This is a genomic window from Micromonospora sp. M42 (assembly GCF_000568915.1).
Classification (GTDB): Bacteria; Actinomycetota; Actinomycetes; order Mycobacteriales; family Micromonosporaceae; genus Micromonospora; species Micromonospora chalcea.
Genome location: NZ_KK037233.1, coordinates 1591512 through 1615463 on the forward strand (window position 1 = coordinate 1591512; position 23952 = coordinate 1615463).

The 23952-nt window shown below is 72.3% G+C and carries 22 protein-coding genes and 2 pseudogenes; 5 read left to right on the plus strand and 19 right to left on the minus strand.

The window, feature by feature from the left end; translation table 11 throughout:
* Nucleotides 1-5: 5 nt before the first annotated feature.
* From MCBG_RS07060 to MCBG_RS07135, 18 genes and pseudogenes are all read right to left on the minus strand, one after another.
* Nucleotides 6-1346: a hypothetical protein gene (locus MCBG_RS07060; RefSeq protein ID WP_043324792.1), complete on the minus strand. Its 1341-nt coding sequence runs from the start codon at nucleotides 1344-1346 to the stop codon at nucleotides 6-8.
* Nucleotides 1343-3013: an AMP-binding protein gene (locus tag MCBG_RS07065; protein WP_084789432.1), complete on the minus strand. Its 1671-nt coding sequence runs from the start codon at nucleotides 3011-3013 to the stop codon at nucleotides 1343-1345. The genes MCBG_RS07060 and MCBG_RS07065 overlap by 4 nt, the downstream gene beginning before the upstream one ends.
* On the minus strand, nucleotides 3004-3738 hold the full coding sequence (locus tag MCBG_RS07070; RefSeq protein WP_043324794.1) for an SDR family NAD(P)-dependent oxidoreductase: 735 nt from the start codon (nucleotides 3736-3738) through the stop codon (nucleotides 3004-3006). Before MCBG_RS07070 ends, MCBG_RS07065 begins: the two co-directional genes overlap by 10 nt.
* Nucleotides 3738-4472, minus strand: a complete 735-nt coding sequence (locus MCBG_RS31550) for an ABC transporter ATP-binding protein (protein WP_084789434.1) — start codon at nucleotides 4470-4472, stop codon at nucleotides 3738-3740. The genes MCBG_RS07070 and MCBG_RS31550 overlap by 1 nt, the downstream gene beginning before the upstream one ends.
* Complete coding sequence (locus MCBG_RS34755) at nucleotides 4469-4768, minus strand: ABC transporter ATP-binding protein C-terminal domain-containing protein (protein WP_255358657.1); 300 nt, start codon at nucleotides 4766-4768, stop codon at nucleotides 4469-4471. Before MCBG_RS34755 ends, MCBG_RS31550 begins: the two co-directional genes overlap by 4 nt.
* 157 nt (nucleotides 4769-4925) lie before the next feature.
* A pseudogene (locus MCBG_RS33810) lies at nucleotides 4926-6368 on the minus strand (ATP-binding cassette domain-containing protein); the annotation flags it as partial.
* 4 nt (nucleotides 6369-6372) lie between these two features.
* Nucleotides 6373-7239, minus strand: a complete 867-nt coding sequence (locus MCBG_RS07080) for a branched-chain amino acid ABC transporter permease (RefSeq protein WP_051611011.1) — start codon at nucleotides 7237-7239, stop codon at nucleotides 6373-6375.
* A gap of 60 nt (nucleotides 7240-7299) precedes the next feature.
* The gene (locus MCBG_RS07085) at nucleotides 7300-8499 is read right to left on the minus strand and encodes an ABC transporter substrate-binding protein (protein ID WP_223201124.1); all 1200 of its coding nucleotides are present in this window, start codon (nucleotides 8497-8499) and stop codon (nucleotides 7300-7302) included.
* Between the two features lie 228 nt (nucleotides 8500-8727).
* Nucleotides 8728-9870 carry a CaiB/BaiF CoA transferase family protein gene (locus tag MCBG_RS07090; protein WP_043324797.1) on the minus strand — a complete coding sequence of 381 codons (1143 nt, stop codon included), beginning with the start codon at nucleotides 9868-9870 and terminating at the stop codon, nucleotides 8728-8730.
* 13 nt (nucleotides 9871-9883) lie between these two features.
* Complete coding sequence (locus tag MCBG_RS07095; RefSeq protein ID WP_043324798.1) at nucleotides 9884-10636, minus strand: SDR family NAD(P)-dependent oxidoreductase; 753 nt, start codon at nucleotides 10634-10636, stop codon at nucleotides 9884-9886.
* Nucleotides 10633-11790 carry an acyl-CoA dehydrogenase family protein gene (locus MCBG_RS07100; RefSeq protein WP_198033278.1) on the minus strand — a complete coding sequence of 386 codons (1158 nt, stop codon included), beginning with the start codon at nucleotides 11788-11790 and terminating at the stop codon, nucleotides 10633-10635. Before MCBG_RS07100 ends, MCBG_RS07095 begins: the two co-directional genes overlap by 4 nt.
* A 5-nt stretch (nucleotides 11791-11795) precedes the next feature.
* Nucleotides 11796-12545, minus strand: coding sequence for an SDR family NAD(P)-dependent oxidoreductase (locus MCBG_RS07105; RefSeq protein ID WP_043324799.1), 750 nt, complete (start codon nucleotides 12543-12545; stop codon nucleotides 11796-11798).
* Nucleotides 12546-12557: 12 nt separating this feature from the next.
* The gene (locus MCBG_RS07110; protein ID WP_043324800.1) at nucleotides 12558-13346 is read right to left on the minus strand and encodes an enoyl-CoA hydratase-related protein; all 789 of its coding nucleotides are present in this window, start codon (nucleotides 13344-13346) and stop codon (nucleotides 12558-12560) included.
* Nucleotides 13343-14140 (minus strand): annotated as a pseudogene (locus MCBG_RS31080) (enoyl-CoA hydratase/isomerase family protein). Before MCBG_RS31080 ends, MCBG_RS07110 begins: the two are co-directional and overlap by 4 nt.
* Before the next feature lie 20 nt (nucleotides 14141-14160).
* On the minus strand, nucleotides 14161-14487 hold the full coding sequence (locus MCBG_RS32940; RefSeq protein ID WP_198033279.1) for a gamma carbonic anhydrase family protein: 327 nt from the start codon (nucleotides 14485-14487) through the stop codon (nucleotides 14161-14163).
* A 176-nt stretch (nucleotides 14488-14663) separates the two neighbouring features.
* Complete coding sequence (locus MCBG_RS07125) at nucleotides 14664-16448, minus strand: CoA-transferase (protein WP_051611017.1); 1785 nt, start codon at nucleotides 16446-16448, stop codon at nucleotides 14664-14666.
* The gene (locus MCBG_RS07130; RefSeq protein WP_043324802.1) at nucleotides 16445-17638 is read right to left on the minus strand and encodes a thiolase family protein; all 1194 of its coding nucleotides are present in this window, start codon (nucleotides 17636-17638) and stop codon (nucleotides 16445-16447) included. Before MCBG_RS07130 ends, MCBG_RS07125 begins: the two co-directional genes overlap by 4 nt.
* Nucleotides 17631-18947, minus strand: coding sequence for a Zn-ribbon domain-containing OB-fold protein (locus MCBG_RS07135; protein ID WP_140946070.1), 1317 nt, complete (start codon nucleotides 18945-18947; stop codon nucleotides 17631-17633). Before MCBG_RS07135 ends, MCBG_RS07130 begins: the two co-directional genes overlap by 8 nt.
* Before the next feature lie 101 nt (nucleotides 18948-19048).
* Between MCBG_RS07135 and MCBG_RS07140 the strand changes: the two genes are divergently transcribed.
* Nucleotides 19049-20107: a Gfo/Idh/MocA family protein gene (locus MCBG_RS07140; protein WP_043324805.1), complete on the plus strand. Its 1059-nt coding sequence runs from the start codon at nucleotides 19049-19051 to the stop codon at nucleotides 20105-20107.
* A 102-nt stretch (nucleotides 20108-20209) separates the two neighbouring features.
* Nucleotides 20210-20899, plus strand: coding sequence for a GntR family transcriptional regulator (locus MCBG_RS07145; RefSeq protein ID WP_051611019.1), 690 nt, complete (start codon nucleotides 20210-20212; stop codon nucleotides 20897-20899).
* Nucleotides 20900-20969: 70 nt separating this feature from the next.
* On the opposite strand, the gene MCBG_RS07150 is transcribed toward MCBG_RS07145, so the two are convergent.
* Nucleotides 20970-21725: an SDR family oxidoreductase gene (locus tag MCBG_RS07150; RefSeq protein ID WP_043324807.1), complete on the minus strand. Its 756-nt coding sequence runs from the start codon at nucleotides 21723-21725 to the stop codon at nucleotides 20970-20972.
* Here MCBG_RS07150 and MCBG_RS32350 point away from each other — a divergent pair.
* The 3 genes from MCBG_RS32350 (at nucleotide 21709) to MCBG_RS31095 (ending at nucleotide 23932) form a co-directional block, all read left to right on the plus strand.
* Complete coding sequence (locus tag MCBG_RS32350) at nucleotides 21709-21867, plus strand: hypothetical protein (RefSeq protein ID WP_157560774.1); 159 nt, start codon at nucleotides 21709-21711, stop codon at nucleotides 21865-21867. The genes MCBG_RS07150 and MCBG_RS32350 overlap by 17 nt on opposite strands.
* A gap of 227 nt (nucleotides 21868-22094) precedes the next feature.
* On the plus strand, nucleotides 22095-23081 hold the full coding sequence (locus MCBG_RS31090; protein ID WP_198033280.1) for an EcsC family protein: 987 nt from the start codon (nucleotides 22095-22097) through the stop codon (nucleotides 23079-23081).
* A 200-nt stretch (nucleotides 23082-23281) separates the two neighbouring features.
* A complete protein-coding gene (locus MCBG_RS31095; RefSeq protein ID WP_051611023.1) occupies nucleotides 23282-23932 on the plus strand; it encodes a DUF6308 family protein in 651 nt (216 codons plus the stop codon).
* Nucleotides 23933-23952 lie beyond the last annotated feature (20 nt).

Consider the following 23952-nt stretch of genomic DNA (forward strand, 5'->3'; position numbering starts at 1 on the left):
TCCTCTCAGGTCACTGCCGCGAACAGGCCGATCGCGGCGCCGCCGGCGCCCAGCAGCGCCAGGCCGAACGGGAGATTCCAGCGCAGCCCGATGTGGACGGCACTGCGCCCACTCAGCGCCGACACCAGCAGGGTCAGGCCACTGAGCGGGGACAACACGAAGGCCGCCATCGTGCCCACCAGCGCTGCCGCCGCGACCAGTGCCGGCCACGCGCCCGTGCCCAGCGGGGCGAGCACCGTCGTCACCACGATGAGGGTGGTCAGCGGGTACAGCCCGGCCAGCCCCAGCACGGTGATGGCCAGCGCGCCACCGGCCAGCAGCGCCCACGCGGGCAGCCCGGCGGCGTCGAGCAGCCGGCCGACCGCTCCGTCGGCCGTCCACCGGCCGGCCGCCGCGACCACGAAGCCACCGGCGCCGAAGAGCAGGAACTGCTCGCGCCAGGAGCCGGCCTCCGAGCGCGCCAGGGCCACGGCGCGGGCCGGCAGGCGGGTCCCGCGTTCCCAGAGCGGCACGACGAGCAGGACCGCCGTCATCGTCGCGGCCGGATGGCTGAGCGGCGTAACCATCTCCAGCACGACGAGCACCACCACGACACAGCCGATCATCGCCGCGAACCCCGCGGCAAGCCGTCCTCGCTCCGGTCGCGGCGCGGGCAGCGCCCGGGCCCGCGGCACCGGCCCGAGCGGCACCAGCATCGCGGCGACCAGGCCCAGCGCCAGCGCGTACGGCAGGAAGCCGGTCCAGGTCAGGCCGGTGAGCGTGAGCACCACGGCCAGCGGTGGCGACAGCGGCGTCACCAGGTTGGCCGCTATGAACGCGCGACACACGACTCCGGCCGAGCCCGCCTCGTCGGCGGCGGAGTCCATCGCCCGCACCGACCGGTACGCCAGGGCGACCCCGCCGAACGACAGCGCCAGCGAGAGCAGGTAGGTCAGCGTGGCCGCGGACCAGACCGCGCGGGTCCGGCGCAGCCGCACGAGGGTGACCTCGGCGATCGCCGTGTGGTAGCCGCGACGCAGCATCGGCAGTTCCAGCAGCCGCACCACGGCGACGAACGAGAAGACGCCGCACATCGTCGCGAACGCGGCCGACACGTCCGACCAGCGGGCGCCTGCCACCAGGCAGAGCGCGGCGCCGGCGAGCATCATGGCGAGCACCGTGCGGCGTACCGGCGGGCGCAGCGTGGGCCAGGCCGTCGCGGCGACGACCACCACTCCGGCGACGAGCAGCGGCGCCGTGTAGGGCCGCGCGGCCGGCACGACCAGGGTGCCGACGCCGGCGGCTGCGCTCAGCCACAGGACGGCGTCGGGCACCCCCAGCCGCGGCGCGACGCCGGCTCGGGTCATGCCCGGCCGGACGACGCCGAATCGGCAGTGAGCCGCTGCCGCAGCACGTTCTTCTGGATCTTCCCGGTGGGGGTGGCCGGCAGGGCCTCGATCACCTCGAGCCGCTCCGGCCACTTCTGCCGGGTGACCCCCATCTCGTCGAGGAACGCGGAGATCTGCGCCAGGGTCAGCTCCGCGCCGCCCCGGGTGACCACGAAGGCGCAGGCCCGCTCGCCGAGCCGCTGGTCGGGTACGGCCACGACGGCCGCCGCCTGGACCAGCGGATGGGCGGCGAGCAGGTTCTCGACCTCCAGCGCGCTGATCTTCACGCCACCGCGGTTGACGATGTCCTTCATGCGGTCGACGTACAGCACGTAGCCGTCCTCGTCGACGGTGCAGAGGTCGCCGCTGTAGTAGCGGCCGGACTCGTCGCGGGCCTCCGCCGTGGCTTCCGGGCTGCCGTAGTAGCCGAGGAACACGTGCGGCCCGGCGGTGGAGTACTCGCCGACCTCACCCACCGGCACGGGTGTCGCGCGGTCGGCCGGGTCCACGATCGTGACGTCGATGCCGTCGAACGGACGGCCGTCGCGGCCGGTCACCTTCTCCCACGGGTCGTCCGGGAAGTTGAGCGTGTGCAGCGGCGCCTCGGACTGGCCGAAGACCCGCAGCAACAGGCAACCCAGCTCCGAGCGGGCCCGCTCGACGAGCGCCGGCGCCACCCGCGCGCCGCCGGAGACGAAGTAGCGGAACGACGACAGGTCGTACGAGGAGAGGTTGTCCTGCTCGACGAGGTCGCCGATGAACGGGGTGGCGCTCACCGTGAAGGTGGCCCGCTCCCGGCTGATCATCTCCAGCGCGCGCTGCGGATCCCACTGGTCCTGCAGCACGAGCTTGGCCCCGCACAGCAGCGAGTCGTAGACGCCGAACAGCAGGCCGGTGGCGTGCGCGATGGGACTCGGCATCCAGATCGGCGTCTCCGGGCCGAGGCCGAGCGCGCCGGCGATCATCGTGGGCGGCGACAGGTCGGTGTTGTGCGTGTGCACGACGCCCTTGGGCAGCCCGGTGGTGCCCGAGGTGAAGCTCACCTTGGACACCTGGTCCGGGTGGGGCCGCAGGTGGGCGAAGGCGCCGGGGGCCGGCGCGCGTTCGGCCAGGAACCGCTCGTACGGCACCATGCCCTCGCCGGCCTCGCCGAGCACGATGACGGTGCGCAGGTCGGGCGCCTGCGAGCGCAGCCGCTGCGCCATCGCGACGAAGTCGAACCGGCGGTGCGTGTCCGGCACGATGTACGCCCGGGCGCCGGTGGTGCGCAGCATGTACGCGACGTCGTGCTCCCGGTAGATGGACATCATGGTGAGCGCGCGCAGGCCGGCCCGCTGGATCGCGAGGTAGATCTCCACGAACTCGATCCGGTTGGGCATCTGCACGGCCACGAACTCGCCCGGCCGCAGCCCGGCGTCCACGAACGCCGCGGCGAGCCGGTCGACGCGGTCGGCGAGGGCGGCCCAGGTGATCCGGCCGTTCTCGTCGACCACCGCGGTCCGGTCCGGGCGCTGTCTGCGGTGCCGGTCGAGGAAGTCGACGATCAACTGGTCCCGCCACTGCCCGGACGCCTTGAACGCGGCGATCCGCTCGGGGGTGTACACGTCACTGGCCGAGGTGATGACACCCGGTACGGTCACAGACATCCGAAGAACCCTCCTGACACGTGGATCACCTCGCCGGTGACGTACCGGCCGTCGTCCCCCGCCAGGAACGCCACGGCCCTGGCCACGTCGACCGGATCACCGAAGTCGGCGAGCGGGATCCGCTCGCGGTAGCGCGCCTGGACGTCGGCCGGGATCCGCTCCATCACCGAGGTGCGGATGACGCCGGGCGCGACGGCGTTGACGGTGACCGCCGGGCCGAGTTCGAGCGCGCAACTGCGCGTGAACGCGACGACACCCGCCTTGGCAGCGGCGTAGTCGGCCTGGCCGGACGCCCCGTCCTTGGCCACCGAGGAGATGTTGACGATCCGGCCGTGGCCGCGCTCGCGCATGTGCCGGCCGAACAGCTGGGTGAGGTTGAACGTGCCGCGCAGGTTCAACCGCATGGCCTCGTCGAACCGGTCCAGCGGGATGTCGAGCACGTCCTCGTACATCCGGCCGCGGTAGCCGCCGACCACGTTGACCAGCACGTCGACCCGGCCGAAGGCGGCGAGCGCCGCCGCGGCCAGCGCCTCGGCCTCGGCCCGGTCGGTGACGTCGCACCGGTACGGGTGCGCCGCCCGGCCGTGCGCGGTCAACCGGTCCGCGGCCTCGGCGAGCCGGCGGCCGGAGATGTCGGCCAGTACCAGTGCGTGCCCGCGTGCGCCGAGTTCCGCCGCGATGGCGCCGCCCATCGCCCCGGCCGCGCCGGTCACCACCGCGACCATCAGACCGGTCCTTTCTCGACCGCGTCACCGAGGTAGGCGGCCCGGATCCGGTCGTCGGCGAGCAGTTCCGCCGGCGGGCCGGACGCCTCGATCACGCCGGTGTTCAGCACGTAGGCGTGGTCGGTGACGCGCAGCGCCTGGTGCGCGTTCTGCTCGGCGATCAGCACCGCGGCGCCTTCCGAACGCGCGACGTCGGCGACGATGTCGAAGACGTGCCGCATGGTGCGCGGCGCCAGCCCGGCCGACGGCTCGTCGAGCATCAGCACCGTCGGCCGGGGCATCAGCGCCCGGGCGATGGCCAGCATCTGCTGCTCGCCGCCGGACAGGCTGCCCGCGGTCTGCCCGGCGCGCTCGCGCAGCCGCGGGAAGAACTCGAACAGCTCCTCCATCCGGGCCGGGACGTCACGACGGCGCATGGTGAAGCCGCCGAGACGCAGGTTGTCCCGTACCGACATGTCCGCGAACAGCTCGCGCCCCTGGGGTACGTAGGCCAGCCGCTCGGCGACGATGCGGTGCGGCGGGAAGCCGCTGACCCGCTTTCCGCCCAGCCGTACCTCGCCGCCGCGCAGCGGCAGCAGTCCGGCCACGCCGCGGACGGTGGTGGTCTTGCCGGCGCCGTTGGGGCCGAGGACGGAGACGATCCGCCCCGCGTCCAAGCGCAGCGACAACTCGTGGACGACGACGATCTTGCCGTAGCCGAGAGTCACGCGATCGAGTTCGAGCAGCGCTGTCATGACTCCACCTCGCCCAGGTAGGCGGCCACCACCGCGGGGTCGCTCTGCGCCCGCTGCGGTGAGCCGTCGAAGATGACCCGGCCGTGGTCGAGCACCGTGACCGAGTCCGACAGGCCCATCACGAACCGCATGTTGTGCTCGATCAGCAGCACCGTGACCCCGGCGGACCGGATCCGGCGTACGTCGTCCATCAGCGCGGCCGCCTCGCCCGCGGTGAGGCCGGACGCCGGCTCGTCGAGCATGAGCAGCCGCGGCTCGGCGACCATCGCCCGGGCGATCTCCAGTCGTCGCTGCACGCCGAGCGGCAGGCTCTCGGCCGGGGTGTCCGCGTAGCGTTCCAGGCCCAGCGTCGCCCAGCGCCGCCCGCGCGGCGTCGCGGGCCCGCCGCTCCTCCGCCCGGGCGGACGGCAGGCGCAGCCCGGTCCGCCACAGTCCGCAGACGTCGCGGTGGTGCCGCCCGACGAGCACGTTCTCCAGCGCGGTCATCGAGCGGAACATCTCCACGTTCTGGAACGTGCGGGCCAGCCCGGCGCCGACCACCTGGTGCGGGCGCAGCCGGAGCATGTCGCGCCCGGCGAAGGTGACCGACCCCTCGTGCACGGGGTAGACCCGGGTCAGGACGTTGAACAAGGTGGTCTTGCCGGCGCCGTTGGGGCCGATCAGCCCCTTGATCTCGCCGTCACGTACCCGCAGGTCGACACCCTCGAGCGCGATCAGCCCGCCGAAGCGCACGGTGACGCCGTCGGCGGTCAGCATCGGCTCCCCCACCGGACCGCCGGTCTCCGCGGGCCGCTCGGCCGGCGGCGCCGGCCGGTCGCGGACCGCGGTCACCGCGCCGGCGGTGACGGCGGCGTCGGGTGGCGGCGCGCCGGAGCGGCGGCGCCGCACCCACGCGGCGGTCCGGCTCACCCCGGAGGCGAGTCCGCCCCGCAGGAAGATCAGGACCAGCAGGAGTACGACGTAGAACACGAGCAGCGAGTGCTCACGGAACGGGGTCAGGAACTCCGGCGCGAGGACGAGGAGCGTCGCGCCGAGCGGCGGGCCGACGAGCGTGCCGAGCCCACCGAAGAGCACCATGGTGAGCTGCTTGACCGACTCCCACAGGTTGAACGCGGCCGGGTCGAGGAATCCGACGGTGATGGCGAACATCGCGCCGGCCAGGCCCGCGTATGCGGCGCTCACCCCGAAGGCGAGCGTCTTGTACCGGGCCACGTCGACGCCGAACACGGACGCGGCGATCTCCTTGTCCCGGATGGCCCGCCACGCCCGCCCGACCCGGGAACGCACCACGTTGCGGACGAAGAGCAGGCTGAGCAGCGCGGCGACGAGGACGAGGTAGTACAGGTTGCGGTCGGCGAGCGGGAACACCCCGACCACTGCGGGCGGTACGGCGATGCCGCGTGGCCCGTTGGTGACCGATTCCCAGTTGAAGATGACGCTCTGCACGATGAGCTGGAACGCCAGCGTGGCCAGGGCCAGGTAGTGCCCCGCGATGCGCAGCGCCGGCAGGCCGACCACGTAGCCGAGCAGGGTGGCGAGCAGGACGCCGGCCAGCGCGGCGAGCGGGAACGGCAGCTCCCACCGTCCCATCAGGACGGCCGTGGTGTAGGCGCCGACCCCCATGAACGCCGCGTGCGAGATGGAGATCTGCCCGGAGAAGCCCATCACGACGTTGAGGCCGACCACGGCGATGACGTAGACGAGGACCACTGTGGCCAGATAGGTCCGGAACGGTGGTAGCAGCAGCGGGAGCGCCAGCAGGACGATTCCGACGAGGAGCCATGCCGCGGCCCGGGCTGCGCGTGGCAGACGGCCGTCGCCGGCCGTCTGCGGCGCCGGCGCCGGGACGGTGGCCGCCGGGGCCTTCTCGGTGCTGCCTACGGTCTGGTTGCTCATCCGCTCAGACCCTCCGGACCACGCGGCGGCCGAGCAGGCCGGCCGGCCGCACCCACATGACGACGAGCAGCAGGCCGTAGACGACCACGTCGACGGCTGCCTGGTTGAGGTAGACCTGGGTGAAGGTCTCGATCGCGGCCACCGCGACGCCGCCCATCACCGCGCCTTCGAGGCTGTCCAGGCCGCCGAGCGCCGCCGCGACGAATCCCTTGACCAGCAGCAGGCCGATCTCCGGTGAGACGTCTGTCGACGGGGCGATCAGGACGGCGGCGACAGCGCTCACCGCGCCGGCGAGGGCCCAGGTGACCATCAGGGCCCGGCTCAGGTTGATGCCGACGATCTGGGCGCCGACCCGGTTCTGCGCGACCGCCTCCAGCGCGCGCCCGTACGTGGTGTAGCGGAAGAACAGCAGCAGCGCGGTCACCACGACGACCGTCGCGCCGAGCACCCACAGGTTCTGCGGTGTGATGCGTACGCCGAGGACCTCGACCGGGTCGCGGGACAGCACCGGCGGGAACGGGAAGTGGTTGGACTGGTAGCGCAGGACGGCGAGCTCGCGCAGCAGCCCGCCGACCGCGAGGCTCGCGACGACGAACGTCCACGGTGAGGCGCTCATGATCCGGCGGAACACCGCGCGGTCGATGACCAGCCCCATCAGCGCGCCGCCCAGCGGCGCCAGAATCAGCACCAGGTAGAGGGGCAGGCCGGCGGTCAGCAGGGCGAGCGCGATGTACGCGCCGGCGAGCACCCAGTCGCCGGCCCCGAAGTTGACCAGGTCGGAGGACTTGAAGACCAGTACGAGACCCAGCGCCACGAGCGCATAGATCGCGCCGAGCGTGAGCGAGTTGACAAGCAGTTGGATGACTGTCACATCAGTACCTCGCTTGCGCCGCGGGCCCGGCCGGTGCGGCCGGGCCCGGGAGGGGTTGAGTCAGGAGCCGGAGACCTTGCCGGCGATCTGGGCGAGGCCGGCGTCGTCCACCGGTACCGCCTTGCCGCCCTGGATCCGCATCCAGACCAGGTCGACGAAGCACTCGTGGCGTTCGTTGGCGCAGCTGACGTTGGGGCTGATCGGCGTCGGCCTGGCGTCCTTGACGGCGGCGAGCGCCTCGATGAACTTCTCCGCCGTGAGGTCCTTGCCGGCCTCCTCCAGCGCGCTCTTGAGCAGATAGGCAGCGGTGTAGGAGAAGTTGTCGGCGTGGTTGGGCCGTCCGGTCGGCGCCGACGGGTACTCGGCCTTGTACTTCTGCAGGAACTCGCCCTGCGCGCCGGTGGTGTCGGTGAGGAACTGCGGCTCGTACCAGTTGAACAGCCAGTCCTCGGCGGCTGCCTCGTTGCCCGTCCAGACGGTGGCGTTGGCCTGGCCCGCGTCGCCGACGAACTGGGCCTTCAGCCCCAGCTCGCGAGCCTGCCGCAGGATGATCTTCGCGGCCGGGAACAGGCCACAGTTGACGACGACCTGCGGGTTGGCGTTACGGATCGCCACGAGCTGGCCGGTGAAGTCGTTGCCGGCGGCCGGGTACGTCTCGTTGGCGACCACCTGCAGGCCGCTCTTGCCCTGCAGCTCGGTCGCGACCTGGGCGCACAGCGTGCGGCCCCACTCGCCGTCCTCGTGCAGGATCGCGACCCGGGTGGCCTTGAGGTTGTCCGCGACCATGTCGGCGATGCTGGGCGCGACCCACTTGGTGGAGACGGCCTCGCCGTGGAACATGTTGTCGACCTCGGGGGTCTTGCGGGCGGCCTCGCTGCCGGAGAAGCCGTTGTAGACCGGCAGTCCGCTCTGCCGCAGCTGGTCGGCGACCGCGAGGAAGGTCGTGCTGCCCGTGCCGGCGTACACCATGAACGGCTTGTCCTGCTGGATGATGCGCCGCGCGACCTGCTGGGCCTGCGCGACCTGGAACGCGTCGTCGTGGAACTCGAACCGGATCTTCCGGCCGTGCACACCGCCCGCGGCGTTGATCTCCTTGACCGCGAGGGCGAAGCCGTCGCGGTTGCCGAGGCCGACCCAGCTGGCCGGACCGGTGATGGGGCCGAATCCCTGGATGTAGATCTCCGTGTCGGTGACGCCCTGTGTGCTGACCTGCGTGCCGCCGCCCTCACTCGAGGTGGTTGTGCAACCCGCAAGCGCCAACGCCAACAGGGCGATCGCCGTAACCGACTTTCGCACCATGAGCTGCCTCCAAACTGTGGCCGCGACGGCGGACGACGCGGAAGGCGTCGGGTGAAGCCGTCGCTCGCCAGGCCGGCTCCGAAGGTCACCGGGCGGAAGAGCACCAGCTCATCGCCCTGTCGGCCGGACTCGTCGCCTCAACCGGGCTGCCTCAGGAGCATAGGAAAAACGGTATCCAGTGTCCAGTATTCAGTTTTCCTCGACCGCGCCGATCGACCGAAGACGTGCCACGTCATCCGCCGTTCGGCCCAGCTCGACCAACACCTCGGCGGTGTGCTCGCCGACCCGCGGCGCCGGCCGTCCGGCCGAGAGCGGGGTACGGGACAGCCGCGGAGCCGGCGCCGGCTGCCACCGGCCCGCCGCCTCCTCGAACACCCCCCGGGCGACGTTGTGCGGATGGTGCGGCGCCTCGGCCAGCCGCAGCACCGGGCTGACGCAGGCGTCCCGCCCCGCGAACCGCCGCGCCCACTCGTCCCGGGTGGACGTCGCGAACCGCGCGGTCAGCGCGGACCGCAACGCCGGCCACCGGGTCCGGTCGTGCTGCGGCCACTCGGCCGGGTCCAGGCCGACGCCGTGCAGCATCTCCACGTAGAAGCGCGGCTCCAGCGCGCCCACCGCCACGTATCCGCCGTCAGCGGTCTGGTACGTGTCGTAGAACGGGCACCCGCCGTCGCTGAGGTTGGCCTCCCGCTCGTCCGTCCACTCGCCCATTGCGGCCAGGCCGTACACGAACGAGCCGAGCGACGCCGCTCCGTCCAGCACGGAGGCGTCGACCACCTGACCCAGCCCGGTCCGCCCCCGGTCCAGCAGCGCGGCCAGCACGCCGATCGCCAGGAAGGCCCCGCCGCCACCGAAGTCACCGACGTAGCCGGGCAGCGGTGGAGGCGGGGCGTCCGCCCGCCCCATCCCGTGCAGCAGGCCGGCGACGGCGAGGAAGTTGAGGTCGTGACCGGCCGCGGTCGACAGTGGCCCGTCCTGGCCCCAGCCGGTCATCCGCGCGTAGACCAGGCGCGGGTTGCGGGTCAGGCACACCTGCGGCCCGAAGCCGAGCCGCTCGGCCACACCCGGCCGGAAACCCTCGACCAGGACGTCGGCGCCGTCGGCGAGGTCGAGCAGGATCTGCAGGCCCGCGTCGTGCTTGAGGTTCACCGCCACCGACCGCCGGCCCCGCCAGCAGCCGGCCATGAGCCGGCCCAGATCCGCCGGATCCGACGTGGCCCGGTCGACCCGGACGACGTCGGCGCCGAGGTCGGCCAGGAGCATCACGCCGTACGGCGCGGGTCCCAGTCCGGCCAGCTCCACCACGCGGACACCCGTCAACGGTCCCGCCATCTCGCGTACCTCCTCAGCGTGCGGACATACCGCCGTCCAGGTAGACGACCTGCCCGGTCATGTAGCGGCTGGCGTCGGACGCCAGGTGGACCACAGTCGGTCCGATCTCCGCCGGGACGCCGAACCGGCGGGCCGGCACCCGCGCCAGCACGCGCTCGGCCACCCCCTCCTCCGCCAGCCGGTCCCGGTTGATGCCGGTCGGGAAGTAGCCGAGGGCGAGGCAGTTGACGCGGATGCCGTACCGGGCCCACTCCACCGCCCAGCCGCGGGTGAGCTGGAAGACGGCGGCCTTGCTGGCGCCGTAGTGCGACAGTCCGGACGTTCCCGAGCGGCCCATCACCGACCCGATGTTGACCACCGCGCCGCCGCCCCGGTCGCGCATGTGCGCCGCGACCGCCCGGGCCGGCAGGAACGTGCCGATCACGTTCGTCTCCAGGACCCGGCGGAACTCCGCGACGTCGAGCTCCAGCGCCCTGTGCTCCGACGCGACGCCGGCGTTGTTGACCAGCACGTCGATGCGCCCGTACCGGTCCACCGCCGACCGGGTGAGGGCGTCCACCTGCGCCTCGTCGGTCACGTCGCAGACCACCGGCAGGGCCGAGGCGCCCACCGACTCGACCAGTGCGCACGTCTCGTCGAGCGCCGCGCGGTCGCGGCCGGCGGCCACCACGGCGGCGCCCGCCCCGGCCAGTGCCAGGGCGGCCTGCCGACCGAGCCCGCGGCTGGCGCCGGTGACGACCGCGACCCGCCCCGACAGCGGCGTCATGCCGACCGCTTCGCGAGCTGCCGGGCCAGCACCAGCCGGTTGACGTCGTTGGTGCCGTCGTAGATCTGCGTGATCTTCGCGTCGCGCATGCACCGCTCGGCCTCGAACTCGCGCATGTAGCCGTAGCCGCCCATCAGCTGCACGGCGTCGCCGGCGACCCGCATCGCGACGTCGGAGCAGTAGACCTTCGCCGCGGCGGCCTCGACCGCCCGATTCCCGTCCGGCGCCGCGTCGACGAACCGGGCGAGCCGCTGCACGAGCAGCCGGGCGGTGACCACGGCGATGTACATGTCGGCGAGCCGCAACTGCACGGCCTGGAACTCCCGCACCGGCCGGCCGAACTGACGCCGCTGCCGGGTGAACTCGTCGGCGATGTCGTACGCGCGCTGCGCGATGCCCACCGCCTGGGCCGCGGTGCTGATCCGCGCGTCGGACAGCACGTGCACGGCCGTGTGGAAGCCGATCCCCTCGGGCCCGAGCCGGGCCGTCGCCGGCACACGCACCTCGTCGAACGCCAGCTCCACCGTGTTCGACGCACGGATGCCCATCTTCGCCAGTGGCCGGCCGGGCCGCACTCCCGGCGAGCGCGCCTCGACGACGAAGACGCTGATCCCGTCGCGTCCCGGCGACGTACGGGCGAACAGCGTGATCAGGTCGGCGACGCCGCCGCTGGTGATGAACATCTTCCGGCCGGAGACGACGTACCCGTCGCCGTCGCGGACCGCCCGCGTCGCGAGCGCCGGAACGTCGGTGCCAGCCTCCGGCTCGGTGATGGCGATCGCGCCGAGCGCCCGCCCGGCGGCGAGGCCGGGCAGCCACCGGCGCTTCTGCTCGTCGTCGCCGACGGCCAGGATCGGCAGCATCGCGTGGGTCTGCGTGATGAACGCGGTGGTGGTGGCCGCGCAGGCCCGCGCCAGTTCCTCGGTGGTCAGCGCGTACTGGCGCATGCCGGCGCCCTGGCCGCCGTACCGTTCCGGGATCAGCAGCCCGAACAGCCCGGCCTCGCCGAGCAGCCGCATCGACGAGTGCGGGTACTCCTCCGCCTCGTCGATCCGCCGGGCCTCCCCGGCGATCCGCTCCCGCGCCAGCCGCCGGACCAGGTCGCGCAGTGCCCGGTCCTCGGCCGACAGCTCGATGTCGTCCATCGTGGACATGGCCGCTACGACGTCATGGTGAGGCCGCCGCTGACGCTCACCGTCTGGCCGGTGATGTACGAGGCGGCGTCCGAGGCCAGGAAGACCAACGCGTTGGCCTGCTCGACGGGCTCGCCCATGCGCTTGAGCGGCACCGCCCGCACCATCTTCTCGATCACCCGCTGGTCGGTCTGGGCCCGGATGAGCGGGGTGTCGGTGGGCCCGGGCGAGATCGCGTTGATCCGCAGCTGGTGCCGGGCGACCTCCCGGGCCAGCGACTTGACGAAGCCGATCACGCCGGCCTTGGCCGCCGCGTACACCGTCTCCCCCATGGTGCCGACCTTCCCGGCGTCGGAGCTGGTCAGCACGATCGACCCGGAGCGCCGCTCGATCATGTGGTCGAGCACCGCCCGGCACAGGAAGATCGACCCCATCAGGTTGATGTCGATGATCCGGCGCCAGTACGCCTCGTCCTCGTCCACCAGGAACGTCGTGTCCGACCACCCGACCGTGCTGACCAGGATGTCGATGCGCCCGTACTCGGCCAGCACGTCGCGTACCAGGTCCTCGGTCTGGTCCCGGCGGGTGATGTCGACAGCGAACGCGGAGGACTTGGCGCCCGCCTCGACCAGCCGGGCCGCCGTGTCCTGCGCCCCGGCGAGATTGATGTCGGCGACCGCCACCGTGGCGCCGTTTGCGTGGAACACCTCGGCGGCCGATGCCCCGATGCCGCTGCCGGCGCCCACCACGAGCGCCACCTTGCCGTCACACCGCACCTGCGTCTCCCCTCACTTGCGGAACTTGCCGAACTGCGGCGGGCGCTTCTCCAGGAAGGCGCGGGTGCCCTCGTGGAACTCCTCGGTGCCGTGGATGAACGAGATCATCTGGTTGCCGTGCAGCACCGACGGCCACAGCTGGTCGGACTCGTAGTTGAGCGAGATCTTCGCGACCCGCAGCGCCTGCGGGCTGAGCGTCAGCATCCGGTCGCACCACGCGCGTACCGTGGTGTCGAGTTCCTCGACCGGCACGACCTTGTTGATCAAGCCCATGTCGAGCGCCTCGCGCGCGGTGTACTGCTCGCAGAGGAAGATGATCTCGCGGGCCTTCTTCTCGCCCACCATCCGCGGCAGCAGTTGCGTGCCCCACCACACCGGCACCGAGCCCATCTTCGGCCCGGACTGCCCGAAGCGGGAGTCCTCGGAGGCGACAGTGAGGTCGCACAGCATCTGCAACTCGTTGCCGCCGCCGACGGCGAAGCCGCGCACCCGCGCGATGATCGGCTTGCCGCAGCCGCGCATGACCAGCGACAGGATCGTCGTACGGCGGGCCATCTGGATGGCGCCGGACTCGTCGGACGCCTCTTCCCAGTGGATGTCCCCGCCGGCGCAGAACGCCTTGTCCCCGGCGCCGGTCAGCACGATCACGCCCACCTCACGGTCGGCCTCCGCGGCCCGGAACGCGTCGATCAGCTCGTCGAGCGTCTCCGACCGGAAGGCGTTACGGCGCTCCGGCCGGTTGATGGTGATGGTCGCGACGTTGTCGGCGACCTCGTACAGGATGTCGCTGTAGCTGCTCATGCCTCTCCCTGGTTGCTGGGGAATCTCGGGGCCACACGTCGGTAGAAGGCGTCCAGGCCGGCCCGCGCGTCGGCGGAGGCCATGTGGGCCAGCGCGATCGGTCGTTCGGCGGCGAGGGCCGCGCCCACATCGAGTCCGGCGCCGGCGGCCAGCGCGCGTTTGATCGCCGCGCTGGCGAGCGGACTGCGGGTGGCCAGGAGGGCGGCCATCTCGCTCGCCCGGGCGACGACCTGGTCGGCCGGTACCGCCTCGTTGGCCAGGCCTGCCGCCACGGCGTCGGCCGCCGGGATCTCCTCACCGGACAGCAGCAGCCACCGGGCCCGCCGGTCACCGATCAGCCGGGGCAGGCGCTGGGCGCTGCCCCCGCCGGGGAAGAGCCCGTAGCGGGCGTGCTGGTCGCCGAGCCGGGCGTCGTCGGCGACGACCGCGACGTCGCACACCTGGAACAGCTCGAAGCCGCCGGCGAAGGCGATTCCGTGCACCGCCGCGACGGTGGGCCGGCTGCACGCCGCGACCGCGTCGAACAGCTTCGTGCCAATCCTGCATGAAGGCGGCGAACGCCGCCGCGGTCACTCGACGATGTCGCCGAGGGCGTGCATGTCGGCACCGGCGCTGAACACCCGGCCGTTGCCGCGCACGACGACCGCCCGCACTCCCGGGTCGGCCTCGATCGTGGCGATGTGCTCGCGCAGCAGCCGCAACGTGGCCGGGTCGATCGCGTTCAGCCGGTCGGGACGGTTGAGCACCAGGTGGGCGACTCCGTCCGCGCGTTCCAGTAGCACTTCCTCGGGCATCAGTTCCTCCTCCGCGAGGGCTAGGTGTCGATCCGCCGCAACTCGCGTCGGAAGCGGGCCGCGTTCTCGACGTAGGCGCGCACCGCGTGTGCCTGCCAGTCCTCCTGGCCGGCGGGCAGGTCGCGCAGGCGGGCCGGTACGCCGACCGCGAGCCGTTCGGGCGGCACCTCGGCGCCCTCCCGGACGAGCGCGCCGGCGGCCACCACGCTGCCGGCGCCGATCCGCACCCGGTTGAGCACGATCGAGCCCGAGCCGATCAGGCACCGGTCGGCGACCGCGCAGCCCTCCAGGTGCGCCAGGTGCCCGACGACGCAGTCGGCCCCGATCTCCGTGGGGTGGTCCGCCACGCTGTGCAGGAACCGTTCCGTCCTGGACGGAGGTCCGGGCGCCGACCCGGATCACGCCGTAGTCGCCGCGCAGCACCGCGCCCGGCCACACGCTCGACTCCGGTCCCAGCTCCACCGAGCCGATCACGACGGCGTCCGGGTGCACGTACGCCGACGGGTCGATCCGCGGCGTCCGGTCACCGAGCGCGTACAGAGGCATCGCCGTCCGCCTTTCCGTGCAGCCGGCCGAGGAACGTCCGGGCCGGGTCGTACCGGCGCAACGCGGACAGCTCCGCGGACGTCGGATCCGGCTCGCGGGCGACGCCGCGGGCGATGTCGAGGTCCCAGCCGCAGCCGGCGCGCAGCCGCTCGACCGCGTCGGCGTCGGACTCGCCGGACCGCGCGACGAACGCCGTCGCCACGAACCGTCCGTCCACCCGCTCCAGCACCCCGGCGGTGGAGACGACGGTACGGACACCGTGACCGGGCGACGTCACGTACGGCACCCGCCGGACCAGGCGGTGGCTGCCGTGCGCCACTGTCACCAGCACCTCCTCGGCCGAGGTCGCGATGTCGTTGGCGCCGCCGGAGCCCACGATGTAGCTGCCGTCCTCGGCGTACGTCGAATTGGTGTTGCCGTCGGCGTCGACCTGCCCGGCGCCGATCACGCCCAGCGACCGGGTGGCCGGCCCGCCGACGAACGCGCCGAGCACGGTGGCGACGTCGGTGAGCAGTGCGCACGTGGGCAGGTTGCGGTGCGCGAAGATGAACGGCTCGCCGGGGCGGGGGCGGTACCCGAACATGCCGATCTCGGCCATCAGCTCCACGTCGGCGCCGACGGCCTGCAGGCCGGTGACCGCCAGCCACGAGGCCAGGTTGGCCTGGCCGACGCCGGCCAGGACCGCGTCGAAGTCCTGCTTGCGGACCCGCCCGGCGATCCGGCGGGCGGCCGTGACGACCATCGCCTCCGCGTCGGTCCACCGGTCCGGCGGGTCGGCCGCGGCGGTCAGCGTCGAGCGCCAGCCGTCCTCCTCGGCCTGGGCCCGCAGCGCGGCTATCCGGTTCGGCCCGAGTTTGGCCAGGTAGGCGTCGTGGTCGGCGGTGCCGAGCAGCCACTCGTCGATCCACCGGCGGAACTCGGCCGGGTCGTTGGACGCCCGCACCACCTCGGCCATGAACTCCTCGTCCGGCACGTAGCCGGCGACGCCGTCGAGGCCGGGGTTGAACAGCCCGTACGGGTGCGAGCCCAGGGGCACCTCGCAGACCGCGAGGACTGCGTGCGCCGGTACGCGCACGAGGGCCGCGTGCTCGCGGATCGTCTCGGTGTCGACGATGCGCTCGACGGAGGCGATCGCGCCGCGCCGCGCCGCGAGCGCGCCCCACGCCCCCTCGCCGTACGGCGCGGAGAGCACCACGTTGCCGGCCCGGTCGGCGGCCACGCCGTGCAGCAGCACCACGTCGGGCCGGAGAGCGGCGACGACACCGGACGGCGGCCCGCCGAACGGGTCGGCCACCTCGGCGAATCCGCGGCCGTGCAGCGCGGCGCCGAGGTCGCTGCCGGCGAGCGACCGGACGGGCAGGTGCGGCACGCCCAGCGCGGCGGCCATGAGGCGGGCCGTCAGCGACCACAGCGACCAGCTCTCCACCTCGATCCGGCCCTCGCGCACCGCCCGCTGGAACGCCCGGTTCGGGCGGGGAGCGGGGAGGTTCTCGCCGGCGAACGAGGCCACCAGACGGTCGAGCACGCCGAGTTCGACGAGCGCGTGCTGGCTGCTGACCAGACCGGCGGTGACCAGCGTCAACCCGGCGGGCCGGCCGGCGAAACGGCGGACCATCTGGTGCAGCGCCGCGTTGGGGCGGGCGTCGGCGTACGCGACGTGCACGACGTCGCCCGGGCGCACGTGCGTCTCGACCGCGGCCGCGAGCGTGCTGACCTTGTCCGGCGACCGTCCGTTCGGACCCGCGCCGGTCGCCGCCGTCACGCCGCCGCCCGCGCGGGACCGGCGTCGGTGACCACGGCGACGCAGGCCAGCGATCCCGGACCGCCGAGCGCGTGGGCCAGACCCGTGCGGGCGCCGGGCACCTGCCGAACGCCCGCGCGGCCCCACACCTGGTCGCACACGTCGACGACCATCCGTACGCCGGTTGCGCCGATCGGGTGCCCGCAGGCCTTGAGGCCGCCGCTGGTGTTGACCGGCAGCGCGCCGCCCGGCCCGGTGGCGCCGCTCAGCACCAGGTCACGCCCCTCCCCCTTGCCGCACAGTCCGAGGTCCTCGTAGTTGACCACTTCGGTGATCGTGAAGCAGTCGTGCAGTTCGACGACGTCGATCTCGTCGAACGGCCGGGTGACGCCCGCCTGCTCGTACGCGCTCGCGGCAGCCGACCGGGTGGATTCGAACCCCAGCAGGTCCGAGCGGGAGCTCGTGTTGGCGGTGAAGTACCCGAGGTCGTTGGACATCGCGATGCCGCTGATCGCGGCCGCCCGTCGACCGCGGGAGTCGGATTCGCGCACCAGGACCAGCGCCGCCGCGCCGTCGGTGGTCGGGCAGGCGTCGAGCAGGCCGATCGGGCCCGACAGCGGCGGCGCCGCCTCCACCTGTTCCGCCGAGACGGCCCGGCGGAAGTGGGCCCGGGGGTTGAGCTCACCGTATGCGTGGTTCTTCATCGCGACCGCCGTCATCGCCGGTCGCGGGTCCCCGTAGACGGCCCGGTACCGCTCGGCGACCAGCCCGAAGATGCCCGGCGCCGTCCGGCCCTTGCTGAGCACCGGATGACCGCGGTTGACGTGCTGCATGACGAGGCTGCCGCGGGGGCCCACGTCGCGCATCTTCTCGGCGCCGACGACCAGCGCGACGTCGCACGTGTGTGCGCGCAGGGCGGCCACGGCCTGCCGGATGGCGTCCAGTCCGGACGCGCAGTACGCGGCGACCCGGGTGACCGGCCGTCCGTGCATGCCGATCGGCTCGGCCAGCGACGTGCCGGCGTTGCCCTCGTCGGAGTAGGTGTAGGCGAACGCGGTGCCGAGCCAGGCCGCGTCGACGTCGGCGAGCGTGATGCCGGCGTCGGCGGTGACCGCACGCACCACGTCCCGGACGAGGTCGGCGTAGCCGCGGTCGAAGAACTCGCCGAACTTCGTGCTCGCCGCGCCGATGGCGACGACGTCTTCACCCATCGAGATCGACCTTCCAGAAGTAGTGCGGCAGGCCGGATGCGGTGTGCAGCCGGCGGAGCACGAGCCGGACCCGGTCGCCGACGGCGAGCCGGCGTGGCACGTCGCGAACCGCCTGCCCGAAGAAACGGCCGCCGCCGTCGAGGTCCACCACGACCATCTGCACCGGGTCGGACGAGTCGAAGAGGTGGTCGACCGAGTGGGTCGCCACGACGCCCGTGCGCCGCAACGGCTGGTCGGCGACCTCGAACGACCCGCACAGCTCGCAGACGCCGGCTCGCGGGAACCCGATGCTGCCGCAGTCGGAGCACCGATAGCCGGTGGGTCCGAGCAGGGCCGGCATCTCCCGCCAGAGCTCGGCCGGCGACGTCCACGGCCCGGGTGCTTCGGTGGCGCGACCGTGCCAGGCGGCGAGGCCGTACGCCTTCGTGCCGCGCGCCGCGCTCGCGGCCGGCTCCGCGGGTTCCTCCGCGGCGTCGGTGCCCGCGGTGAGGACCGCGCCGCCGCCGCCCCAGCCGAGGTCGAGGACGGCCACCGCGCCGTCTGGTCCGGCGGCGCGCAGCCGGTCGAGCGCGGTGAGCAGCGCGTACGCGGCCGAGGCGCCGGGGCCTCCCGTGCCGCCGCCGGCCTGCCACACCGAGGGCACCTCCCACCGCTTGGCCCAGCGCGCGCCGCGCAGCCGGGTGCCGCACGTGACGACGACACCGGCGAGGTCGGCGGTGGTCCGTCCGGCGGTCTTGAGCAAGTCGGCGAGCAGCGCGTCGCCCTCGACCGCGACGAGCGCCTCCTCGACGAACCGCGCGTCCTGCTGGTCCGGTGCCGGACCGGTACGCCACCTGTCGAAGGTCAGCGTGTGACGGGCGGCGACCGCGGCCACCCGGGCCACCCGTGGCGGGCCGAAGCGGACGGCGGCCGCGGCGGAGGCCGTCGCCGGCGCGCCGGCCCCGGCCGGGCGGCGGTGGTCGACCAGCAGGCCCAGGCCGGGCTGCGCCAGCCGGGCGGCGAGCGCCAGCAGGTCCGGCGCCCCCGCGTCGGGCGCGAGCGGAATCACTGCCGCCGGCTCCCCGAGCACGCCGGTCGCCCGGGCGTGCGCCACGAGCGCCCGCGTCTCGATGTCACTGTCGGGCACGCGAAGCAGTACCGGGCCCTCCGCCTCGACGCGGGGCAGGCCGGTCAGCGACTCCCACATGAGAGTGAACGCGTCCTCGTCCGGGCCGGGCACCGAGACGTCAGGCGAGCTCGCTGTCTCGCGCGTCAGGTAGTCGTCGAGCCGGTATGCCGGCACGTATCCGGAGACATCGGCAATCCCCACCTCATGCACGCTCGGCCCCTGTCCGTCGTGATCGGTCGTGGGCAGACTGTATACCGAATCCCGGATACGGGCAACGGGAAATGGCGCTAGGGTGTCGTCCCATGACAGACGTTCTCGGTGTGGGCCTGGTGGGTCTCAGCGCGAAGGGCGGCTGGGCCGCACGGGCCCACCTGCCGGCGCTCGCCGCGGTGCCCGGCTACGAGCTGCGGGCGCTCGCGGCCAGCGACGCCACCGCGGCGGGCGAGGCCGCGCGACGGTACGGCGTCCCCCGGGCGTACGCCACCGTCGAGGACCTGGCGGCCGACGAAGGTGTCGACCTGATCGTCGTCGCCGTGCGGGCCGACCGGCACCGGACCTGCCTGCTGCCGGCGCTCGCGGCCGGCAAACCCGTGCTCTGCGAATGGCCGCTGGGCACCGGCCTCGCCGAAGCCGAGGAACTCGCCGCCGCCGCGCGCGGGACGCGCACCGCCGTCGGTCTCCAGGCCCGGTCGGCGGCGCCGATCCGGTACCTGCGCGACCTGATCGCCGACGGCTACGTCGGCCGGGTGCTGTCGACCACGATGACCGGCGCCGGCGGGCTGTGGGGACCGACCTACGGCTCGTACGCCGCCTACACCCTCGACCCCGCGTACGGAGCGACGCTGCTGTCCGTGCCGTTCGGACACGCCGTCGACGCCCTGTGCGCCGTCCTCGGTGAGCTGCGGCCGGTACGCGCGCTGACCGCCAACCGGCTACCCCGGGTACGCCACGCCCGCACCGGCGAGATCGCCGAGAAACGCACCGACGACCAGGTCGTGGCGGTCGGGCTCGTCGACGACGACGCCGTGGCGACCGTCCACTACCGGGGCGGACCGGCACGCGGCGACGGACTCCGCTGGGAGATCACCGGGACCTCGGGCGAACTGCTCGTGACCTGCCCCGGGCACCTGCAACACGGCCCCGTCCGCATCCGCGGCGGGCGGGACGACGACCGCGAGCTCACCGACCTGCCCGTCCCGGCCCGCTACGACCGCTCATCCGGCCTGGCCGCGCCGGCCGGTCCGGTCGCTGAGGCGTACGCCCTGCTGGCGGCCGGCGACGGCGCCGTACCGGACTTCGAGCACGCGGTCCGCCGGCACCGCATGCTCACCGACATCGCCGAATCCGGTCGAGCCGGATAGGCCGTGTCGGGCCATACTCGCCCCATTGGGCATGGCAAATTCGTGAATCCTCCCCGGCACCGGATACCGTGCACACGTTCACCACGTGAGAGAGGCGGACAGGTGGGCATCGACAGCAGCGCCAGCGCCCGAGCGGTGATCCAGCGAGATCCGTTGGGCACCCAGATCGCGGCCGCCCTCCGGCAGGACATCTTCTTCGGTCGGCTGCTGCCCGGCACACGACTGTCGCAACAGGAACTCTGCGAGCACTTCGGCACGAGCCGCATGCCCGTGCGTGACGCCCTGCGCGAGCTGGTCTACGACGGCCTGCTCGAACTCGACGGCGGCCGCCACACAGTCGTCGCGCCGCTGAACAAGGCCGACCTGCGCGACTCGTTCCTCATCGAGGGCATGCTCAACGGGCTCGCCGCGCGGCGGGCGATCGAGTTCGCCACCGAGGCGGACTACGCGGTCCTCGAAGACCTGCACCGGCGCATGGAGAGCTACCACGAGAACTCCGAACGCACCAACCTCGCCGACCTCAACTGGCAGTTCCACCGGCACATCAACAAGCTTTCCGGGTCCCGCAAACTGATGGCCGCGATCAGGGTGGTTTCGCTGAACGTGCCGCGCGACTACCTGCTCGAAGTGCCGCAGTGGAGGAAGCGTTCGAACGCCGACCACGAGGGAATTCTCGCGGCGATGCGGGCAGGCGACGGGGAACGGGTCGAGCACATGATGACCGACCATCTGGTCAGCTCGGCCGAAGGGCTCATCGAATACCTGACGTCCAAAGGCGTGCGTCTCACGTAGTACTCGGCGGCCGCAACGCGCCTCGATCCGTCGGACGACAGCGGCATCGCGTATCGGCCCTCGCGCCGAGTCACTGACCGTGGCTCGCCCGCGTTCGCCACTCGTCCAGGCGCGTACCGGCGATGCGGGCGCCGTCGGCGGGAACCAGCGAGCGTTCGGCCACCGCGGCACCGAAATAGCGGGCGCCGGGATCACCCACCACCGAACGAGTATCCCGCTGAGCGTCGAGGACGGATCGTCCCAGTTCGTCGAGGCGGAACTGCTCCGGGCCGCCGACCTCGACCACGGCGTACGTCGGCGCGCCGACCACGACCTCGGCCACCGCGGCGGCGACGTCGTCCGCTGCCATCGGCTGGATGAGCACCGGCGCGAGGTGCACGGTGTCGCCGTCCGTGGCGGCGTCGACGATGCCCTGAAGGAACTCGAAGAACTGGGTGGCGTGCACCAGCGAGTACGGGAGCCCGGACGCCGCGATGAGCTGCTCCTGGGCGACCTTCGCCCGCATGTATCCGCTGTCCGGAAGCCGTTCGGAACCCACTACGGACAGCGCCACGTAGTGACCCACCCCGGCGTCCGCGGCGGCGGCGAGAAGGTTGCGCGTGGACGTCTCGAAGAACTCCAACGCGGCGCTGCCCTCCAGCGACGGCGAGTTCGACACGTCGACGACGGCGCCGGCGCCGGTCAGCGCCTCCGCCACTCCTTCGCCGGTCAGCGTGTTCACGCCGGTCTTCGGCGACGCCGCCACCGCTTCGTGGCCCTGGGCATCGAGGATCTTCACGAGCTTGGAGCCGATGAGCCCACTGCCACCGATGACGACGATCTTCATGATCGAGCCCCTCCCTGGTCGGCACTGGCTGATTGGCGCTGCCACCAGTAGGACGGAAACCCTGCGCGGACGCAGGAAATTCGCCGAGAACAGCTCGACGGAGATCGTCCCGGCCGCCCTGGGTATCGACGTCGCCGGGTGATGCGACCCGTCGCCCGCCCGCGCAACCCGATGCTCGGTGGCCCGCAGCAGGTCAGCGCTGTCCTCGACGCCCCGCCGCGTCCGGCCGGTCCGCACGACGGCCAGCCTTCATCTCCAGCAAGGCCATCCAGGACATCCGATCGGCTGATCGGCCCGCCTTCCCCGGAATAGTTGAATGGACCGGGCGCGTTTCCGGAAGTTCTGGCAGGGGGGCAGATGCGGCACGTGATGTCCGACTACGAGACCAAAGCCTGGTCCAGTCTGCTCGACACCGAGCGAAAGCGCCGGAACAGCGCGAAAGGACGTGCGACAGACAAGGTTTCAGCAGTCGTCAAGCGGGCCGGCGAACACATCAAGAAAGTCCCCGGCGCGGAGCTGGCCCTGGAACTCGGTGACGAGACCATCGTCAAGGCAGTCGAAGGCTTGTTCAAATCTGCCTTCCTACCCGCGATGCAGTCGCCATCGCTGGACAAGCGGATCGCGGAGTTGCGCGGCAAGCACCAGGACATGGACATTGCGTCGCTGTTCACCTCACTCGACCTCAAGGAGCTCGACAAAGGCCGCCCCACGTTCGCCATCCCGTTCATCGGCATGGCCGGGTCCGCTGCCACCTCTCTCACGATCACCGGGCTCACGGTCGGCGAGAACGTCAGCGACGGTCCGTCCGCGGAGGTGGTCCTCGGGGCGGTGGTGGCAGATGTGGGCGCCACACTTGTTCTCCTCGGCCGCGCCGTGGGAGAGGTCGCCGTCCACTACGGGTATGACCCACGCGAGCCCGAAGAGGAGTTGTTCCTCATGGGCGTCCTGAACTACAGCATGGCATCGACGGCCACGAGCAAGACGGCTGCACTCGCGAGCCTGTCCCGCCTCACCCAGAGCATGATGCGCCGGGCAACCTGGAACGAATTGCGCAAAGATTCCCTCGTTCAGGTGCTCATGCGAGTTTTCAGCGCGCTCGGACTGAAGCTCACCAAAGCACAGTTGGCCAGATTCGTGCCGATCGCCGGCGCCCTGCTCACCGCGGGGCTCAGCTTCAACCTGCTCCATTCGACCATCGGCGACGCGACGCGCCTCTACCGTGCCCGTTACCTGGCCGAGAAGCACGGGCTTTCGCTGAACGAATGGCTCACCGCCCGGGAGCGGGAGGCCGGTGTCACAGATGACGCGACGGTGGTCGAGGTCGATGGCGCGATCCGTGAGATCACGGCCTTCTGACCAGTGCTGACGGACAAATTTCCATCGGCGAGAGCCGGGGCCAAAACGGAACCGCCACCCGACGCGGAACGCTCCTCTCGGTGGCCGCCTGCGAGGTTGTCACGGTTTGTCGGACGGAGGGCTGGGATCTGATGGAGACTTCGTCGAGAAATCAGGAAGCAGGCACCACAGTGGTCCCGATCGAGGTAGCCGGGCGACCGGTGAACGACCCACTCGGCGTCTTCGTCGACTACTGCGAGCGGCATGCCCGCACGATCCGCGCCTACGACTGGCTGGCCGGCACACACCCCGTACTGACGCCGGAGCTCATCAAGGTAACTCGCGCACCGTACATGGGCAGCAGGATCAGCCGGGAGCAGGAGCGCCACCTACTCCGGTTGAGCGAGACCGCACCCTGGGACGACGTCCCGCCCGACGCCCATCTCCGCGACGCCGACCCCATGCTCGATGACGGTCACTACGACAGTGCGCTCCGTTTGTACCAACACTTTTTCCAGGATCGTCCGCCAGGGGTCGGGCACGCGAAGGTAAGCAAGGCCCTGCACCTGGTGCGGCCTCGCCTGTTCCTCATTCTCGACAGCGCGTTGCTGCGGCGGTACCGGCGCGTCGCCGAAATCGCGGCGCTTGAACTGCAGCACGCAGGCAGCCGGCACGCACCACCGCGGCGGGCCTACTGGGCGGCATACCGCACAGATCTGCTGCGGGCCACCGAAGGCTTGGCCTTGTTGCGGCGCGCCGCTCGCGTCCATGCCAATCCATTGGTCGCTGAGGCGGCTGTTCGCCTGTCGGACGTACGCCTGCTGGACATCCTCGCCTGGATGCCGGATCGAGATGTTTCAGCAGCCTCGTGACGGTCGACCCCGCGACGCGG

Excerpts from the sequence above, each read along its gene's own strand:
- MCBG_RS07100 (WP_198033278.1), bottom strand. The coding sequence starts at position 11,790 with ATGTCCACGATGGACGACATCGAGCTGTCGGCCGAGGACCGGGCACTG.
- MCBG_RS07150 (WP_043324807.1), bottom strand. The coding sequence starts at position 21,725 with ATGAAGATCGTCGTCATCGGTGGCAGTGGGCTCATCGGCTCCAAGCTC.
- MCBG_RS07060 (WP_043324792.1), bottom strand. The coding sequence starts at position 1,346 with ATGACCCGAGCCGGCGTCGCGCCGCGGCTGGGGGTGCCCGACGCCGTC.
- MCBG_RS31550 (WP_084789434.1), bottom strand. The coding sequence starts at position 4,472 with ATGACAGCGCTGCTCGAACTCGATCGCGTGACTCTCGGCTACGGCAAG.
- MCBG_RS32350 (WP_157560774.1), top strand. The coding sequence starts at position 21,709 with ATGACGACGATCTTCATGATCGAGCCCCTCCCTGGTCGGCACTGGCTG.
- MCBG_RS07090 (WP_043324797.1), bottom strand. The coding sequence starts at position 9,870 with ATGGCGGGACCGTTGACGGGTGTCCGCGTGGTGGAGCTGGCCGGACTG.
- MCBG_RS07130 (WP_043324802.1), bottom strand. The coding sequence starts at position 17,638 with ATGGGTGAAGACGTCGTCGCCATCGGCGCGGCGAGCACGAAGTTCGGC.
- MCBG_RS07110 (WP_043324800.1), bottom strand. The coding sequence starts at position 13,346 with ATGAGCAGCTACAGCGACATCCTGTACGAGGTCGCCGACAACGTCGCG.
- MCBG_RS07140 (WP_043324805.1), top strand. The coding sequence starts at position 19,049 with ATGACAGACGTTCTCGGTGTGGGCCTGGTGGGTCTCAGCGCGAAGGGC.
- MCBG_RS07095 (WP_043324798.1), bottom strand. The coding sequence starts at position 10,636 with ATGACGCCGCTGTCGGGGCGGGTCGCGGTCGTCACCGGCGCCAGCCGC.
- MCBG_RS31090 (WP_198033280.1), top strand. The coding sequence starts at position 22,095 with ATGTCCGACTACGAGACCAAAGCCTGGTCCAGTCTGCTCGACACCGAG.
- MCBG_RS07065 (WP_084789432.1), bottom strand. The coding sequence starts at position 3,013 with ATGTCTGTGACCGTACCGGGTGTCATCACCTCGGCCAGTGACGTGTAC.
- MCBG_RS07070 (WP_043324794.1), bottom strand. The coding sequence starts at position 3,738 with ATGGTCGCGGTGGTGACCGGCGCGGCCGGGGCGATGGGCGGCGCCATC.